Below are 16,865 nucleotides of genomic sequence, written 5' to 3' on the forward strand. Positions count from 1 at the left end.
GAGGGCGGCTCCGGCCGCCCTTTTCGCTTTCACCCTTCCAATGCGATCCCCAGCAATCGCCGCAGCAGCGGCTGCAATGCCGCGGCCTTCGCCTCGTCGTACTCGAAGCCGTCCTCGTCCATGTAGGTGCGCTGGCTGAGTTCCAGCTGGATCGCGTCGATGCCGCTGCCCGGGTCGGCGTAGTGGCGGGTGATGTGGCCGCCCTTGAAGCGGCCATTCGCAACCCAGTCGTACTCCGCCTGCGCGGCCAGCGCGGCCTCGAGCCGCGCCTGCAGCGCCGGCGAACAGCTCGCCCCGCTCGCGGTGCCCAGGTTGAGGTCGGGCAACCGGCCCTCGAACAGGAACGGCAGGCCGCTGCCCTTGATCGAGTGCCCTTCCCACAGCACAGCGCGCCCGTGCTCGGCGCGGATGCGGTCCAGTTCCTCGCGCAACGCCGAGTGATACGGCCGCCAGTACGTGTCGATGCGCGACACCACTTCGCCGGCATCGGGCTCCCTGCCCGGCAGGTACACCGGCTCGCCGGTGAAGCGCAGCAGCGGCACCAGGCCGGTGGTGTTCTGGCCGGGATACAGGCTGGTGTCGTCCTCGCCGCGGTTGAGGTCGATCACGTAGCGCGAATGCGTCGGCACCAGGATCGACGCGCCGAGCGCGCGCGCGAATGCGTACAGCCGCGAGACGTGCCAGTCGGTATCCGGTGCGCGGCGTGCCTCGGGGGTCATCCGCGCCGCCAGTGCCGCCGGGATCGCGCTGCCATCGTGCGGCAGGCTGACCAGCAGCGGCGCGCTGCCGCGATGCAGGGTGCAGATCTCGAGGCTCATGCGAAGCGCGCCGGATCGAAGGCACTCGGCTGCACCGCAGGCGTACGGCCTGCCATGAGATCCGCCAGCATCTGCCCGGTGCCTGCGCTCATGCCCACGCCCATCATGCCGTGGCCGGTCGCCAGCCACAGGCGCTTGTGGCCGGGCGCGCGGCCGATCAGCGGGATGTCGTCGCGGCTCATCGGCCGCCAGCCGAACCAGCGCTCGCGCAATTCCGGGCCGACCGGATGCTGCAGGTACTTGCGCGCGCCGCGTTCCAGCGCGCCCAGCCTGCGCTCGTTGAGGCTGGTGTCGTAACCGGAGAATTCCATGGTGCTGCCGAGGCGGAAACCGCTGCCCCAGGCAGTCACGCAGACCGAGACCTCGCGCAGGGTCAACGGCCGCTTCGGCACCACGGCCGGCGCGCTGTAGGTCATCGAGTAGCCCTTGCCGGGCTGGATCGCCTTGCGCAGCCATGGCAGGCCCACCGCGCGGGCGATGGTGGGCGACCATGCGCCGGCCGCGATCACCGCATCGTGGGCGTGGATGTCGCCCTGCGCGGTGGCCGCGCGCACGCCGTCCGCATCGGAGCGCAGCGATTGCAGGGCGCACTGCTCGACGATGACCCCGCCGCGCTCGCGCACCGCGCGCGCAAGCTCCGCCACGTAGCGGTCGGGCCGCAGCGCGGCATCGCCGGCGAAACGGATCGCCCCGACCACGCCCGGCTTCAGCGCCGGCTCCTGCGCCTCGTAGGCGGGGCCGTCGATGATCTCGGCCTCGATCCCGAACTCGCGCAGCAAGGGCAGGTCCTGCATCTCGTGCTCCATCGCCTGCCGGCTGTGGAACACGTAGTCCTCGCCGCTTTCCATGAACTCGCACTGCAGGCCGTAATCGCGCACCCAGTCGGCGATGCGCCGGCGCGAATCGTTGAGCATCGCCGACTTCGCCCGCGCGCTGGCGATCCAGTCGCGATGGTTGCAGCGCATCGCGAAGCCGAGCAGCCAGCGCCACAGCGCCGGATCGAAGCGCGGCGGGATGTACAGCGGCGCATCCGGGGTCAGCATCCAGCGCATGGCGCGGCCGATGGTGCCAGGCGCGGCCAGCGGCGGCGCGTGGCTCGGGGTGAGCGTGCCGCAATTGCCATGCGATGCGCCGCCGCCGATGCGCCCCGCATCCAGCACGCGGACCTCGCGGCCATCCTGGAGCAAGGCCAGCGCGGCGGCCAGGCCGGAGACGCCGGCGCCGACCACCAGCACATCGGTTCGGTTGTGGTCCTGTTGCTGCGTCACGTCGATGCTGTCCCGATGGCGACACCAACCGCCATTATCCGGGCAACTCGCGCCTGCGCCATCCTCGCTTCAGGCCGCCGCCGCCAGCCGCAGCGGCGGCCGGGTCCCGTAGGTGATCCAGCGCCACAACCACTCGATCGGCCCGAAGCGGAACCTCGACAGCCACCAGCGGCTGAGCAGGACCTGCAGCGCGAACACCGCCAGCACGTACAGCAGCTGCTGCCCGCGCGGCATGCCCCAATGGCCCAGGCCGTAGCCGTAGAAGAACAGCGTGCCGAGCGCGGACTGCATCAGGTAGTTGGTCAGCGCCATGCGGCCGACCGGCGCCAGTTGCGCCAGCCAGCGGCGCCAGCGGCCGTGGAAGAGCAGCACCACCGCGGCGAGATAGCCGATGCAGGCCGGCAGGTTGCCGAAGAACGCCAATCCGGTCGCCAGCTGGAACGGGCCGTCGTTGTGCCCGGGCACGTGGGTCAGGGCGATGCGCGCGGCGACCAGGCTCATGCCCAGCCCGAGCGGGATGCCGATCCATGCCATCTGCCGGAACAGCCGGAGGTGCGCGGCGGGATCCGTCATCACCCCGGAGCGGACGAACCACGCACCCAGCAGGAACACCCCGACCACGATGAAAGCGAACCCCATGTTCGGACCCAGGTGCTTCACGAAGGACTGCGCGCGCCAGGCGGTGGCTTCGGCGTAGCGGCCGCCACGCATCACCCGCGTCTCCTCGGCCAGCTCCCGGGCATGCTCCCCGCGCCGTTCCGCGCGCTTTTCGATCGCCTCGGCGACCGCCTGCTTCTGCTCCGGGGTCTTCGCTTCCGCCAGCTGGATGCGGTCGCGCTCGGCTTCCGGCGGCTGTCCCATCATCACCGCGCCACCGATCGCCATCGCCAGCGAGGGCAGCAGGTACAGCGCCAGGCCCGCGGCGCGCAGGCCCGACAACGGCCAGCGCCGCAAGGCATAGGCCACGACGCCGAGCAGGAGCAGCGGAATGCCGAATCCGAGCATCGGCTGCCATGGCAGCGCATGGCCGAGGCGACCCGCCACGCCGAACCCGGCCGCGCATGCCAGCAGCAGCACGCCCAGCCACAGCAGCGCCTGCGGCTTGGCGTAGAACACCACCATCAGCAGCAATGCGCCGGTGGCGTAGCTGAAGAGGATGTCGCCGGTCCACAGGCAGATGAAGTGCAGCGCGCCGAACGCCGCCAGCGCCAGCGTGCGCCGCAGGTAGGGGGCGAAGAAGCCGCGCCCCGCCTGTTCGGCACGGGCGAGCATCACCGCGAAGCCCATCCCGAACAGCAACGAGAACATGGTCCAGAACTTGCCGCGGACGAACACATGGACGAACCAGCCGGCCCAGAAGTCGATCCCGGTCGCGCCGGCCGGCATGCCGGCATCGAGGTCGCCCAATGGACGATTGAAGAACTCGACGTTCATCAACGCGATGCCCAGCAAGGCGAATCCGCGCACCACGTCCAGCGTCTGGATGCGGTCGCGGATCGCGACCGGACGGAACTCTGCGTTCACTCGACATCCCCCGATGTGATGCGCCGATTAGCGCATGCCGGCGGGTGCCCCTCAAGGGGCCGGAAGTCATTGCGCTTGCCGTCCGCGGAAACGGACACGGCCCGCTTTCGCGGGCCGTTCCGGGTAACGCGGTTGCCGTGGCTTAGTGCTGGTGGCCGCCGTCGCCATGGACATGGCCGTGGGCCAGTTCCTCGGCGCTGGCCTCGCGCACTTCGACGATCTCGATGTCGAAGTCCAGGTCCTTGCCGGCCATCGGGTGGTTGAGGTCGACGTCGACCACGCTCATGCCCACCTTCTCGATGGTGACCGCGCGCGGGCCGAAGTTGGTCTGCAGCACCACCTGCATGCCCGGCTCCAGCTTCTGCGCGCCGAAGTGCTTCTTCGGGATGCGCTGGCTGAGGCCGTCGCGGCGCTCGCCGTAGGCTTCGGCGGCCGGCACCGTGGTCTTGAAGTTGTCGCCGGCCTCGCGGCCGTCCATCGCCTTCTCCAGGCCGGGGATGATGTTGCCGTGGCCGAACAGGATGGCGAGCGGCTGGCCGCCGTCCTTCGAATTCTCCACCGACTCCTGGCCGGTTTCGGCAACGGCGTAGTGGAAGCGGACGACGCGGTCTTTCTCGATCTTCATGAGTGCTCTGCTTTCGGTGGGGGCGCTTGCCGCCGCGGGGCGATGCGGGAACACTGCGCGGATGACGGAACCAGCCGACTGCCAACAGCGACCGGGCGCGCATTATCGGCGCAATGCCCTGCTGGCGCTATCGACCGCCCTGCTGCTGGCCGGCTGCGGCGGCAGCGGGAACGTCCGCCCGACCGCCAAGGCGAACCCCACGCCACGCGCCTGGGCCGATGCCCGCCCGGTCGATCCGGCCAAGGCCAATGCCGTGCTGATGCGGGCGATCAGCCTGGTCGGCACGCCCTATCGCTATGGCGGCAATACCCCGGAAGGCGGCTTCGACTGCAGCGGGCTGGTCAACTACGTCTACCGCGACATGCTCGACCTGCGCCTGCCGCGCACCTCGAGGGAACTGGCCGCCCTTGAAGGGCCGAGAATCGCCCCGGACCGGCTGGCCAGCGGCGACCTGGTGTTCTTCGGCAGCGGCGGCACGGTCAGCCATGTCGGCATCTACGTCGGCGAAGGCCGCTTCGTGCATGCCCCGAGCAGCGGCGGAACCGTGCGCCTGGACCGCCTGGACGGCAGTTGGTGGCGGGATCACTACAGCGGCGCGCGCAGATTGCTGAATTGATTCAAGGACTTGGAAAATTCCGCTTGATCACAAAGATGAACAGGGGCAGGTTTCGTTTTTGTGACCTGTCGGCCTATTCATTTGCGTTCGGCTAACGAAATTTGAACCCCCTGCCCGGATTTCGCGGGCATAGTCGCCCCTGGTTTTTATTCGTGATGACCGCGTGACGACAGCGACCCTGCCCCACGGCCATTCCGCCGCCCGCCCCGCCCGCCGGGGACTCCGTCTTTTCCTCGCCTTCGCCCTGGCCGCATGCGCCGCGCCGGCGATGGCGTTCAATCCGGTCGAATTGCCGGCCGATGCCGCCACCACGGCCACCCTGGCCCCGCTCGACGCGGTGGCCCCGGTCGACCTGGCCAGCCCCGACAACGCCCCGCTGGCCGCGCAGATCGCCGTGCTGCAGCAGGCGCAGGCCTCGCCCAGCACCTCGTCGCGGATCAAGACCGTGCTGCAGCGCGCGTTCGCCCTGCTCGGCACGCCCTATCGCTGGGGCGGCACCAGCCCGGAGCGCGGCTTCGACTGCAGCGGTCTGGTCGGTTACGTGTTCCGCAGCATCGGCGTCGACCTGCCGCGCGTGTCGCGCGCGATGGCCCATGAAGGCACCGCCATCACCGACCGCAGCGCGCTGGCCGAGGGCGACCTGGTGTTCTTCGGCAAGCGCGGCAAGGTGGACCATGTCGGCATCTACATCGGCGAAGGCAAGTTCCTGCACGCCCCGCGCACCGGCCGCGACGTCACCGTGTCGACCCTGAGCACCGGGTACTGGAGCCAGAAGTACCTGGAAGCGCGCCGGCTCGCCACCGGCAGCTGATCCGCCGCCGGCTCGACAGCGAAACGCCGCCCCCGGGCGGCGTTTTTCGTGGTGGCGGCTCCGCTGCGGCTCAGTCGATGGCGTCCCGGTAGCGGGCCACGGTCTGTTCGATGCCCTTGCTCAAGGCCATCACCTGGGTGGCGTATTCGGACAGGCGCTTGTCCTCGTCGCTGACCGGGGTCCAGGCCGGCACCTGCACCGGCTTGCCGGCCTCGTCCACCGCCACGAACACGATCACGCAATGCGTGCACAGGCGTTCGCCGCCATCGTCCATCGGATCCCGTGCGCGCACGTCCACCGCGAAGTGCATCGAGCTGGTGCCGGTGTAGACCAGCGTGGTGTCGACCGTGACCAGGTCGCTGATCCGGATCGGCGCGACGAAGCGGATCCCGCCCACCGCCACGGTCACGCTGTATTTCCCGCTCCAGCCGACCGCCGCGGCATAGCCGGCCTGGTCGATCCACTTCATCACCTGCCCGCCATGCACCTTGCCGCCGTAGTTCACGTCGGTGGGCTCGGCGAGGAAGCGCATGGTCAGTTCGCGTTGGCGTCCGCTCATCGTTCCCCCTTGTCGCGGCCATCCTACGCCGCGGCTTGCGGGAAGCGTACCTACGCGCGATGCTCGCGCGGGGACTCTTCGAGGGGATGCAGATGGGACGCACGATCCTGGGCGCGACGGTCGGGCTGGTGGTGGCCTTCTTCACCATCATGCTGGTCGAGCTGGCCAGCCACCACGTGTATCCGCCGCCGCCGGGCATCGACCCCGGCAACACCGCGGACATGGCGAAACTGATCGGCATGCTGCCGTTCGGTGCGCTGCTGATGATCGTGCTGGCCTGGGTGATCGGCGCGTTCGACGGCGGTTTCGTCGCCGGCTTGATCGCGCGCAAGGGCCATCCGCGCGCTGCGGCGATCGTGCCCGCGCTGATGGTCATGGCCGGCGTGGTCGGCATGATCGTGGTGATGCCCGCGCACCCGGCGTGGATGTCGGTCGCAGGCTTGCTGCTGCCGATGCCTGCGGCGCTGGCCGGCGCGTGGATCGCGACCCGCGCGCGCCGTCAGACCCGGTAGAACATCCCCACCGAGTGGTCGGACTGGGCGAAACCGTATTTCGCGTACAGCCGTTTCGCCTCGCCATCGGCGAACAGCGAGACGTGCGCGCTCGGCGCCGCGTTCGCGCGCAGCCAGGCGTCGAGCGCGTCCATGATCCGCTTGCCGAGGCCGCGGCCCTGCAATTCCGGGATCACCGCGATGTCGACCACGAAGTAGAAACAGCCGTCGTCGCCGACGATGCGGCCCATGCCGACGACCTCGTCGCGGCGCAGCAGGCTGACGCCATAGCTCGTCTTCGCCAACCCGCGGCGGGCCGCCTGTTCCGATTTCGGCGACAGTCCGGTCGCCGCGCGCAGGCGACGGTAGTCGTCGATGCCGGGCGCGCGCTCGACCAGGCGGATCTCGTCGACCAGCGCCGCCGCGATGCTCATGCCTGCTCGCCGCCTTCGTCCAGCCCGACATCGGAATTCGCGGCTTCGTAGATCCCGCGGTCCAGCAAGCCGGTTTCCTTCGCCACCAGGGTCGGCACCAGGATCTGGCCGGTCACGTTCGTCATCGTGCGCATCATGTCGAGGATGCGGTCGATGGCGTACAGGTAACCGATCGCTTCCAGCGGCAGGTTGGCCGCGCTCAGCACCACCGTGGCCATGATCACCGCGGTGCCCGGCACGCCGGCGGTGCCGAAGCTGCCCAGCACCGAGGCCAGCGCGATGACCACGTACTGCGTCAGCGACAGCTCGATGCCGCTGTACTGCGAGATGAACACCGCCGCCAGCGCCGGGTAGATCGCGCCGCAGCCGTCCATCTTGATGGTTGCGCCCAGCGGCACCGCGAACGCCGCATAGTCCTTGTCGACGCCGAGGTTGTGGGTGGCGCTGCGCAGCGACACCGGCAACGCAGCGAAGCTGCTGGCCGCCACGAACCCCACCTGCATGGCCGGCGCCGCGCCGCGGAAGAACTTCAGCGGATTCAGGCCGTGCGCCAGCAGCAGGCCGCTGTACACCAGGACGATGTGGAAGGCGCAGGCCGCATACAGCGCGATCACGAACATCAGCAGCGGCCGCAGCTGCTCGAAGCCGTAGCCGCCGACCAGCGCCGCGATCAGGCCGAAGGTGCCGATCGGGGTGAACTCCAGCACGAAGCGGGTGACCTGGATCATGATCTCGCTGGCCTCGCCGACCAGCTTGCGCATGCCGGCGACCTTCTCGCCCAGCTTGACGATGGCGAAGCCGACCAGGCCGGCGAAGAAGATCACCTGCAGCACGGTGCCGTTGCGCGGCACCAGCACGGTCATGCCGTCGGCGGTCTTGGCGCTGGCCGCGCCGCCCAGCGCCTGGAACGGATTGGACGGCACCAGGTTGAGCAGCATGTCGAGCACGCCGGGGATCTGCTTTTCCTTGTAGTCGGACGCGACCTGCAGCACGCCGACGCCGACGCCCGGCTTGAGGATCCAGCCGAACGCCAGGCCCACGCCCACCGCCAGCACCGCGGTGATCGCGAACCAGACGAAGGTGCGGCCGGCGAGCGCGGCGATCGATTTCTGCCCGCTCAGCGAGGCCACCGCATTGATCACCGCGAAGAACACCAGGGGCACCGCGATCATCTTGATCAGGGTGACGTACAGGTCGCCGAGCGGGCCGAACCAGGTTTCCGCATCCGGCCCGAACGCCCAGCCGGCCAGCGCGCCGAGCACGAAGCCGGCGACCACGCGTTTCCAGAACTTGATCTTGAACCACCAGTCGAACATGCACGTCGCCCTGAAGCAGCAGACCGCGACGATAACCGACCGCGCCATGCAGCGTCAGGACCCCGGCTGGAACGCTGAAATCCGCAAGCTTCCGCGCGCGCGTCGGCGTGATGCCATGCCGAATCGTCATGTGCAGCGGTCATAATCCCGCAATACGAACGGAATCGACCATGCGACCGACCCGCCTTGTCCTCGCCTTCGCCATCACCCTCGCGACCGGCGGCTGCGCCAGCAGCGGCCAGCCGGCTGCAACCCGGTCGGGCGCGGTGCATGTCGACGTGCCGCAGATCGTCCGCCCCGGCGGCGAAACCGCGGCCTGGTGGTTCCGCGACGGCGCCGCCCAGGCCGCGGCGCGCGGCGCGATGGCGGGCCGCGCGAAGAACGTGATCGTGTTCCTCGGCGACGGCATGAGCCTGACCACGGTGGCCGCGGCGCGCATCTTCGAAGGCCAGCGCAAGGGCGGCAGCGGCGAGGAGAACCGGTTGGCCTGGGAGACCTTCCCCGCCACCGCGCTCAGCAAGACCTACAACACCGATTCGCAGACTCCGGATTCGGCCGGCACCATGAGCGCGATCGCCACCGGGGTGAAGACCCGGATGGGCGTGATCAGCGTCGGCCAGGGCGCGAAGCGCAAGGACTGCACCGGCGCGCTCGCCGCGCCGCAGCTCACCCTGTGGGAGCTCGCGGCCGGCAGCGGGATGGCCGCGGGCGTGGTCACCACCACGCGCATCACCCATGCCACGCCGGCCGCCGCCACCACCCATTCGGCGGAACGCAACTGGGAAAAGGACGGCGACCTCAGCGAGGACGCACGCAAGGCCGGCTGCATCGACATCGCCCGGCAGCAGGTGGAGTCCGCGTTCGCCGGCGGCTTCGACGTGCTGATGGGCGGCGGCCGCGAAAACTACATGCCGTCCTCCCAGCGCGACCCGGAATATCCCGACAGGGCCGGCGAGCGCAGCGATGGGCGCGATCTCGTCGCCGAATGGAAACAACGCCACCCGGGCGGCGTGTATGCGTGGAATGCGCGGCAACTCGATGCCGCTCCCCTCGACAAGCCGTTGCTGGCCCTGTTCGAGCCCGACCACATGCAGTACGAACACGACCGCGCGCGCGACCGGGCCGGCGAGCCGTCGCTCGCGCAGATGACCCGCGCCGCGATCGCGCGCCTCTCGCGCAACCCGAACGGCTACGTGCTGCTGGTGGAAGGCGGGCGCATCGACCATGCCCACCATTACGGCAATGCCTATCGCGCGCTGGTCGAAACCGTGGCCCTGAGCGACGCGGTGCGCGCCGCGGCCGAGGCCACCTCGGCGGACGACACCCTGATCGTGGTCACCGCCGATCACTCGCACACGCTGAGCTTCTCCGGCTATCCGGTCCGCGGCAATCCGATCCTGGGCAAGGTGCGCGGCAGCGGCGGCGAGGACGGCAGCGGCGAACTGGTCGGCGACGGCACCGGCCTGCCCTACACCACGCTGAACTACGCCAACGGTCCCGGCTACACCGGCGCCAGCGGCTCGCAGGCCGCGGGCCCGAAGACGTTCTTCCACGACGGCAAGGGCTACCGGCCGGCGAACGGACGCCCCGACCTGCGCAAGGTCGATACCGAGGCCCCGGACTACATGCAGGAATCGATCGTCCCGCTGGCGAACGAAACCCACGGCGGCGAGGACGTCGGCATCTGGGCGCGCGGGCCCGGCAGCGACGCCGTGCGCGGCAGCGTGGAGGAGAACGCGATCTTCCATTTCGCCGTGCAGGCCACCCCGCGCCTGCGCGCCGCGCTGTGCGCGAAGGGCGATTGCGACGCGAACGGCGTGCCGGTGGCGTTGCCGAACATCGAGGACTTCAAGCCGCGCTGACGGCGGATCTCAGAACGGCTTGGCCAGCACCAGGAACACGATCGCCACCAGCAGGAACACCGGCGCTTCGTTGAACCAGCGCAGCGCCGTCGCCGAGGGCAGCGGCTTGCCGGCATCGACGCCCTTCAGCCAGCGCCCGCCGATGCTGTAGTGGGTCATCATCAGCAGCACCAGCACCAGCTTGGCGTGCAGCCAGCCGCCGCCGATGCCGAAGTGCAGCCACAACGCCAGGCCCAGCAGGAAGGCCAGCCCGAACATGACGTGGCCGAAGCGATACAGGCGACGCCCCATCAGCACCAGCCGCGCACGCACCGCGGGTTCATCGCCGGCTTCGGCGATGTTGACCAGGATCCGCGGCAGGTAGAACACCCCGCCCATCCACGCCATCACGAACACCAGGTGCGCGGTCTTGGTCAGCAGGTAGGCCATGGCGTGCTCGTGGTTGGTCGAAGCCATTAGGATGCCACGATGACCAAGACCTACGACCGCGCCTATTTCGACAAGTGGTACCGCCACAGCGAAGTCGGCGGCGCCGCGCGCCTTGCGCGGAAAGTGGCGCTGGCCGTCGCCACCGCCGAATACCACCTGGAACGCCCGCTGCGCAGCGTGCTCGACATCGGCTGCGGCGAAGGCGCGTGGCGCGCGCCGCTGCTGAAGTTGCGGCCGAAGCTCAGCTACCTCGGCTTCGACAGCAGCGAGTACGCGATCCAACGTTACGGCCGCGCGCGCAACCTGCACCTGGCGAACTTCGGCGATTTCGAATTCCTGCGCCCGTGCGCGCCGGTGGACCTGCTGGTGTGCAGCGACGTGCTGCATTACCTGCCGACGCGCGAACTCGACCGCGGCCTGCCCGCATTGGCGGAGTTGTGCGGCGGGGTGGCCTTCATCGAGGCCTTTGCCCGCGGCGATGAAGCCGTCGGCGACGACCACGGTTTCATCGCCCGACCCGCGGCGTTCTACCGCAGCCGCCTGCGCGCGCTCGGCTTGCGCCCGCTGGGTTCGCATTGCTGGCTGTCGCCGGCGCGGGTCGGGCACGCCGCGGCCCTGGAATTGCCGGACTGACGCCGTTTGCGGGAACCGTGGCCGCCATCACGGGCCACCCGTGGCGATGCGTTATGCTGCATCGCCGCAAATGGGTGACCGACCGACGATGCTGCTTTACCAATGGCATGAACTCTGGCGTGCGGGCTTGGCGCCGTACACCTACTTCGCCGACGCCGGCGCCAAGATGTATTCCGCGCAGGACAGCTGGCTGACCGCGTTGCCGGGCGCGCAGCGCACCGCCGCCGCGTTCGAGCTGATGTACCGGCTGGGCAAGGAATACGAGAAACCCGAATTCGGCATCCACGGCGTGGAGATCGACGGCGTCGAATGCCCGGTGGTCGAACGCGTCGACATGAGCAAGCCGTTCTGCCGCCTGCTGCGCTTCAAGCGCTACAGCGACAACGAGGACCGCCTGCGCGACCTCAAGGACGATCCCACCGTGCTGGTGGTCGCGCCGCTGTCCGGCCACCACGCCACCCTGCTGCGCGACACCGTGCGCACCCTGCTGATCGACCACAAGGTCTACATCACCGACTGGACCGACGCGCGGATGGTGCCGGCCGACCAGGGCCCGTTCCACCTCGACGACTACGTCGCCTACGTGCAGGATTTCATCCGCCACATCGGCTGCGACAACCTGCACGTGATCAGCGTCTGCCAGCCGACCGTGCCGGTGCTGGCGGCGGTCTCGCTGATGGCCGCGCGCGGCGAACCGTTGCCGCGTTCGATGACGATGATGGGCGGCCCGATCGACACCCGCGAATCGCCGACCGCGGTCAACAACCTGGCGACGCGCCAGCCGCTGTGGTGGTTCGAGAACAACGTGATCCACAACGTGCCGGCCAACTATCCCGGTGCCGGCCGCCGCGTGTATCCGGGGTTCCTGCAGCACCTCGGCTTCGTGGCGATGAACCCGGAGCGGCACGGCACCTCGCACTGGGATTTCTACCAGGACCTGCTGAAGGGCGACCTCAGCTCCGCCGAATCGCACCGCAAGTTCTACGACGAATACAACGCGGTGCTGGACATGCCGGCGGAGTACTACCTCGACACCATCCGCACCGTGTTCCAGGAACACCTGCTGCCGCGCGGGCTGTGGGACGTGGCCGGCGAGCGCGTGGATCCGTCGAAGATCGTGCACAGCGCGCTGCTCACCATCGAAGGCGAACTCGACGACATTTCCGGCCAGGGCCAGACCCGCGCCGCGCACAAGCTGTGCACCGGCATCCCGCAGGCCGACCAGCAGCACTACACGGTGCCGGGTGCCGGCCACTACGGCATCTTCAGCGGTCGTCGCTGGCGCACCCAGGTGTATCCGCAGGTGCGCGATTTCATCGCGGCGCATGCGGGGACTGCGGCCGTCGCGCCGAACAAGAAACCGGCGAAGAAGTCCGCGCGCTGAAGCACTCCGAGTTGCGGTATCGGCGGACCTCTGCGCCCGCCAGCAGTCATTCGACCTTGAACTTCCGCGTGCTCGCGTCCAGCGTGAGCTTGCGGCCCAGGAACAGCGTGTTGCCGACCATCCCCTGCATACCGGAACTGCGCATCAGCCAGTCCTGCATGCGCGACGTGCCTTCGACGTACGTCACATCCGTCAACGGCAGCGCGACCGTCGAGACCGTCACTTCCCGATTCGCCGGCGCCGTCATCACCTTCAGCGCGCGCCCCCACGAATTGCCCTTCTCCACCTTGACCAAGCCACCGGGCGTTTTCAGCCGATCCCACTCCTGCTTGCCGGTCAGCAAGGCGTAGCCGCTGGATCCCGAGTCGTACAGCAGCGTGCGTGGCTGGTCGCCGATGCGCGCGGGCAGCAGGATCCTGCGTTTCCTGAACTGGAAATCGGCAAACCCCGCCTCGGGCACCGCCTGCAGGAACGCGCACTCGTCCTGCCTGAAATCCAGCACCAACACGCGCTTCTCCAGCAGGTCGGTACCGATGCTGCCGATGATGTTGGCTGCTTGCGGGTTGCCGGATTCGACCTTGCTGCCGTAGTCGAGCAGTGCGAAGCGCGGAGAGCGCACGTTCAACCCATCGATCGCGAATCCCAGGCCGACTTGCTGCTTGCCGGCTTCGATGGCGAATGCCGCGGGATGCTGTTCGAGGATCGACTGCAGCGATCTGCGATAGAAGACCGTGCTTGGCGCACCGGTATCCAGCTGCATGTAGAAGACGTCGGCGATGCCATCGATCTTCACCGGCAGGAGCAATGCGGCATGCGGATTGCCATCGCTGGCGAGCCAGCGGAGCGGGATGCGTTGCGCCGCGTTCGACACCGACAAGGCATTCGCCGGCGGCGTGAACTTCCTGTCGAAGTAGACATAGCCGCCGACCGACGAAACCACCAGCAAGGCAAGCAGTCCCAACGCGACGCGTTTCAGCCACTTCATCCTCAATACGCCCGGCTGCTGACCAGCATCGCCTTCGCCAGCTTGCCGTGCATGCGGCCGACGAAGCGGACCAGGTGCAAGGTGGCGAACACCAGCAGCACGCCGATGGCGATGCTCAGCGGCCATGCCCACGGCGACGCCGGGTCGATCCAGCCGAGGTCGACGTTGATGTACTCGGGATTGCCGAACCACCACGCGAACGGCCAGGCGATGAAGGCCACGCCCACCGCGAGCAGCGTCACCGCGACCGTGAAGTAGGTCACGCCGAGCGGCAGCATCATCAGGAAGTACAGCATCGTGCCCCAGGTGCGCGGGTCGGTGAACATCGCACCGATCCGCTGCAGCACCGGCAGGCTCTTGTCCGAATACAGCGGCCGACGCGGCATGCGCTCGCCGAGCATGACCTCGACGATGCGGCCTTCGACCAGCGCCAGGATCCGCGTCGCACCGATGAACAGGATCACGAACGGGATGCCGATGATCAGCACCGCCAGCCCCACGGACAACGAGGCGCCGGTCACCACCCAGGTGAAGTAGATGGTGCCGGTGGCCATCGCCAGCAGCATGTAGAACAGCGATCCGTAGGTATGCGGATCGGTCAGCACGCCGAAGAAGCGGCCGGCCGCGGACTTGCGCGGCGTCGGAGCCGGCGGCCGCAGCGCGGTCTGCACCTTCACTTCGGTATCGCGGTAGATGTCGGCGACTTCGTCCGGCGCGCCGTAGCTGCCGGCGACCGCGGCGATCACCTCGGCCTCGGACTTGTGCGGATTGGCGGCGAGTTCCGAACGCAGGTAATCCTCGGCGTCGTACAGCGCGTCCTGCGCCAGCGCCGGATCGCAGCCATCGAGCGCGTGCTTGAGGCGCTCCAGGTAGGCGGGAATGGTGGTCGGCAGGTCGGCGTTCATGCGCTGGCTTCCTTGAGCACGGCATCGAGGGAATCGCGGGTGGCGCGCCAGGCGGCGCTCCAGTCGGTGAGCGCGTCGCGACCGGCGGCGGTGACGCGGTAGTAGCGGCGCGGCGGCCCGCTCATCGAGGGCTCGACGAAGCTTTCCAGCAGGCCGGCGCCCTCCAGGTTGCGCAGCACCGGGTACAGCGCGCTCTGCTTGCCGGCCAGCACGCCGTCGCCGAGCTGTTCCAGCCGCTTGGCGATCTGGTAGCCGTACATCGCCTCGCCGCCGGCGGCGACCACCGCCAGCAACGCCAGCGAGACGGTGCCGGCGCTCAGCTCCTTGTGGAATTTCCGCAGCAGGGGTTCGTCCATGGGACGGCTCCTATCGAGTGTGTGCCGCTAATCTTGAGTCGATACTACTATTAATTTCGATATAGTGAATATGCCAGTAGTCACGCCACGGCAACGAAACGTTCACCGCCCGCGAAACCCCGGCGCGCGAGCATCGAAGGCCCGCCGCAAGGAGGCAGCCATGCCACGCGGAGACAAGTCGGCCTATACCGACAAGCAGAAGCGCCAGGCCGCGCACATCGAGGAGAGCGAACGCAAGCAAGGGCGTTCGCGGGAGGATGCCGAGCGCATCGCCTGGGCCACGGTCAACAAGCAGGACGGCGGCGGCAAGAAGTCCGGCAGCGGCCGCAAGCGGGCGAAGAAGAAGGCCGCCTGAGCGCGGCGCGGGCTATGCTCGGCATCCCTTCGACCATGGATGCCGACGATGGACATGCCCAAGCCCGGTCCGGAACACGCCAAGCTGATGCGCTTCGCCGGCCACTGGGCCGGCGACGAAGTGTTGGCGCCCTCGCCCTGGGGTCCGGGCGGGCCGGCCAGCGGCGCGACGACGATGCGCGTCGGTCTCGACGGCATGGCGCTGCTGCAGGACTACGAGGAGACCAAGGACGGCGCGGTGGCGTTCCACGGCCACGGCGTGTTCGTGATCGATCCGCAGGGCAGCGACGTGCTGTGGTGGTGGTTCGATTCGATGGGCTTCCCGCCGGACGGCCCGGCGCGCGGCCGCTGGGACGGCGACGTGCTGCTGTTCGAGAAAACCACGCCGATGGGCGAAGGCCGCTACCGCTACGAATTCTTCGGCGACCGCTATACCTTCGCGATGTCCAACCGCTTCCCCGGCCAGTCCGATTTCACCGAAATGATGCGCGGCGACTACGCCCGCACCGCCTGATGGAGAAACAGATGCGCACCACGCTGCTCTGCACCGCCCTGCTTGCCCTGCTGTCCGCCAACCTGCACGCGGAGGACGCGAAGCAGCCGCCGAAGCGCAAGTCGGCCAAGGAGATCATCGACGCCGCCCCGGCCAGCGCCTGGCGCGACCTGGATCCGGCCAACACCCTGTACATGGAGTTGCCGACCGGCCGCGTGATCGTCGAGCTCGCCCCCGGCTTCGCGCCGGAGCACGTGGCCAACATCAAGACCATGGCCAGGGGCGGCTTCTGGGACGGGCTGAGCATCTACCGCTCGCAGGACAACTTCGTGGTCCAGTTCGGCGATGCCGACGGCGACGACAAGGCGAAGGCCAAGCCCTTCCCCGCCGGCACCAAGCAGCACCTGCCGGCGGAATTCACCCGCAGCGACAAGGGCGTGCATTTCGACAGGCTGCCCGACGTCGACGGCTGGGCACCGCAGGTCGGCTTCGTCGACGGCATGCCCGCCGCGCACGACCCGAAGACCGGCAAGAGCTGGATCGCGCACTGCTACGGCGTGCTCGGCGCCGGCCGCAACAACCCGCCGGACAGCAGCATCGGCGCCGAACTGTACGTCGTGATCGGCCAGGCCCCGCGCGCGCTCGACCACCAGCTCACGGTCGTCGGCCGCGTGGTCAAGGGCATGGAGCTGCTCAGCACGATCCCGCGCGGCCCCGACCCGATGGGCTTCTACGAGAAACCGGAGCAACGCGCACCGATCGTCTCGATCAAGCTGGCCAGCGACGTGCCGCAGGCGCAGCGCACCCCGCTGCAGCTGCTGCGCACCGACAGCCAGGCCTTCATCGACGCCACCGAGGCGCGCCGCAACCGGGTCGACGATTTCTACACCGTGCCCGCCGGCCACATCGACCTGTGCAACGTGGCCTTGCCGGTGCGCACGCCGCCGGCGAAGTAAGGGCATCGCGATGAAGAAAAAGGCGGCCAATGGCCGCCTTTTTCCT

General features: G+C 68.8%; 20 protein-coding genes and 1 pseudogene. 10 read left to right on the forward strand and 11 right to left on the reverse strand.

Translation table 11 applies throughout. From position 1 onward, the window contains the following. Positions 1–29: 29 nt before the first annotated feature. The 4 genes from hutG to FHQ07_RS04225 form a co-directional block, all read right to left on the reverse strand. On the reverse strand, positions 30–818 hold the full coding sequence (hutG, locus tag FHQ07_RS04210; protein ID WP_139715560.1) for an N-formylglutamate deformylase: 789 nt from the start codon (positions 816–818) through the stop codon (positions 30–32). Next, a complete protein-coding gene (locus FHQ07_RS04215; protein ID WP_139715561.1) occupies positions 815–2,086 on the reverse strand; it encodes an NAD(P)/FAD-dependent oxidoreductase in 1,272 nt (423 codons plus the stop codon). Before FHQ07_RS04215 ends, hutG begins: the two co-directional genes overlap by 4 nt. Before the next feature lie 69 nt (positions 2,087–2,155). Then, positions 2,156–3,610 (reverse strand): DUF418 domain-containing protein, encoded by a 1,455-nt coding sequence (locus FHQ07_RS04220; RefSeq protein WP_139715563.1) that lies wholly within the window; start codon positions 3,608–3,610, stop codon positions 2,156–2,158. A 142-nt stretch (positions 3,611–3,752) separates the two neighbouring features. Beyond that, entirely contained in the window at positions 3,753–4,235 is a 483-nt protein-coding gene (locus FHQ07_RS04225; RefSeq protein WP_139715565.1) for an FKBP-type peptidyl-prolyl cis-trans isomerase, read from the reverse strand. A 61-nt stretch (positions 4,236–4,296) separates the two neighbouring features. Here FHQ07_RS04225 and FHQ07_RS04230 point away from each other — a divergent pair, with 61 nt between their 5' ends. Both FHQ07_RS04230 and FHQ07_RS04235 read left to right on the forward strand, forming a co-directional pair. Continuing rightward, a complete protein-coding gene (locus tag FHQ07_RS04230; protein ID WP_139715567.1) occupies positions 4,297–4,851 on the forward strand; it encodes a C40 family peptidase in 555 nt (184 codons plus the stop codon). Between the two features lie 163 nt (positions 4,852–5,014). Beyond that, the gene (locus FHQ07_RS04235) at positions 5,015–5,662 is read left to right on the forward strand and encodes a C40 family peptidase (protein WP_240703545.1); all 648 of its coding nucleotides are present in this window, start codon (positions 5,015–5,017) and stop codon (positions 5,660–5,662) included. 70 nt (positions 5,663–5,732) lie between these two features. On the opposite strand, the gene FHQ07_RS04240 is transcribed toward FHQ07_RS04235, so the two are convergent. Beyond that, positions 5,733–6,221: an acyl-CoA thioesterase gene (locus tag FHQ07_RS04240; RefSeq protein WP_139715569.1), complete on the reverse strand. Its 489-nt coding sequence runs from the start codon at positions 6,219–6,221 to the stop codon at positions 5,733–5,735. A gap of 92 nt (positions 6,222–6,313) precedes the next feature. Here FHQ07_RS04240 and FHQ07_RS04245 point away from each other — a divergent pair, with 92 nt between their 5' ends. Then, positions 6,314–6,733, forward strand: a complete 420-nt coding sequence (locus tag FHQ07_RS04245; protein ID WP_139715570.1) for a hypothetical protein — start codon at positions 6,314–6,316, stop codon at positions 6,731–6,733. Here FHQ07_RS04245 and FHQ07_RS04250 read toward each other — a convergent pair. Together FHQ07_RS04250 and FHQ07_RS04255 are read right to left on the reverse strand one after the other, a co-directional pair. After that, entirely contained in the window at positions 6,721–7,146 is a 426-nt protein-coding gene (locus FHQ07_RS04250) for a GNAT family N-acetyltransferase (RefSeq protein ID WP_139715572.1), read from the reverse strand. The genes FHQ07_RS04245 and FHQ07_RS04250 overlap by 13 nt on opposite strands. Continuing rightward, positions 7,143–8,462, reverse strand: coding sequence for a dicarboxylate/amino acid:cation symporter (locus tag FHQ07_RS04255; RefSeq protein ID WP_139715574.1), 1,320 nt, complete (start codon positions 8,460–8,462; stop codon positions 7,143–7,145). Before FHQ07_RS04255 ends, FHQ07_RS04250 begins: the two co-directional genes overlap by 4 nt. Between FHQ07_RS04255 and FHQ07_RS14290 the strand changes: the two genes are divergently transcribed. Beyond that, the gene (locus tag FHQ07_RS14290) at positions 8,461–8,607 is read left to right on the forward strand and encodes a hypothetical protein (RefSeq protein ID WP_168191458.1); all 147 of its coding nucleotides are present in this window, start codon (positions 8,461–8,463) and stop codon (positions 8,605–8,607) included. The genes FHQ07_RS04255 and FHQ07_RS14290 overlap by 2 nt on opposite strands. A 25-nt stretch (positions 8,608–8,632) precedes the next feature. Continuing rightward, complete coding sequence (locus FHQ07_RS04260; protein ID WP_139715576.1) at positions 8,633–10,324, forward strand: alkaline phosphatase; 1,692 nt, start codon at positions 8,633–8,635, stop codon at positions 10,322–10,324. Positions 10,325–10,333: 9 nt separating this feature from the next. Here FHQ07_RS04260 and FHQ07_RS04265 read toward each other — a convergent pair whose 3' ends face one another. Next, entirely contained in the window at positions 10,334–10,753 is a 420-nt protein-coding gene (locus FHQ07_RS04265; protein ID WP_139717863.1) for a CopD family protein, read from the reverse strand. A 39-nt stretch (positions 10,754–10,792) separates the two neighbouring features. Between FHQ07_RS04265 and FHQ07_RS04270 the strand changes: the two genes are divergently transcribed. Further along, complete coding sequence (locus tag FHQ07_RS04270) at positions 10,793–11,386, forward strand: class I SAM-dependent DNA methyltransferase (RefSeq protein WP_139715577.1); 594 nt, start codon at positions 10,793–10,795, stop codon at positions 11,384–11,386. Positions 11,387–11,477: 91 nt separating this feature from the next. After that, a complete protein-coding gene (locus FHQ07_RS04275; protein ID WP_139717864.1) occupies positions 11,478–12,770 on the forward strand; it encodes a polyhydroxyalkanoate depolymerase in 1,293 nt (430 codons plus the stop codon). Positions 12,771–12,816: 46 nt separating this feature from the next. On the opposite strand, the gene FHQ07_RS04280 is transcribed toward FHQ07_RS04275, so the two are convergent. Genes FHQ07_RS04280 through FHQ07_RS04290 form a run of 3 tightly spaced genes read right to left on the reverse strand, consistent with a single transcriptional unit; the run spans position 12,817 to position 15,016 of the window. After that, positions 12,817–13,755 carry a hypothetical protein gene (locus FHQ07_RS04280; protein ID WP_139715579.1) on the reverse strand — a complete coding sequence of 313 codons (939 nt, stop codon included), beginning with the start codon at positions 13,753–13,755 and terminating at the stop codon, positions 12,817–12,819. 2 nt (positions 13,756–13,757) lie between these two features. Beyond that, positions 13,758–14,660 carry a sensor domain-containing protein gene (locus FHQ07_RS04285; protein ID WP_139715581.1) on the reverse strand — a complete coding sequence of 301 codons (903 nt, stop codon included), beginning with the start codon at positions 14,658–14,660 and terminating at the stop codon, positions 13,758–13,760. Continuing rightward, positions 14,657–15,016, reverse strand: a complete 360-nt coding sequence (locus FHQ07_RS04290; RefSeq protein ID WP_139715583.1) for a PadR family transcriptional regulator — start codon at positions 15,014–15,016, stop codon at positions 14,657–14,659. The genes FHQ07_RS04285 and FHQ07_RS04290 overlap by 4 nt, the downstream gene beginning before the upstream one ends. 160 nt (positions 15,017–15,176) lie before the next feature. On the opposite strand from FHQ07_RS04290, the pseudogene FHQ07_RS04295 reads away from it, so the two are divergent. From FHQ07_RS04295 to FHQ07_RS04305, 3 genes and pseudogenes are all read left to right on the forward strand, one after another. Then, positions 15,177–15,359: pseudogene (locus FHQ07_RS04295) on the forward strand (hypothetical protein); the annotation flags it as partial. A gap of 60 nt (positions 15,360–15,419) precedes the next feature. After that, a complete protein-coding gene (locus tag FHQ07_RS04300; protein WP_168191459.1) occupies positions 15,420–15,884 on the forward strand; it encodes a DUF1579 family protein in 465 nt (154 codons plus the stop codon). 11 nt (positions 15,885–15,895) lie between these two features. Further along, a complete protein-coding gene (locus FHQ07_RS04305; protein ID WP_240703546.1) occupies positions 15,896–16,819 on the forward strand; it encodes a peptidylprolyl isomerase in 924 nt (307 codons plus the stop codon). The last annotated feature ends 46 nt before the right edge of the window (positions 16,820–16,865 follow it).

It is taken from the genome of Thermomonas aquatica (assembly GCF_006337105.1).
Lineage (GTDB): Bacteria > Pseudomonadota > Gammaproteobacteria > Xanthomonadales > Xanthomonadaceae > Thermomonas > Thermomonas aquatica.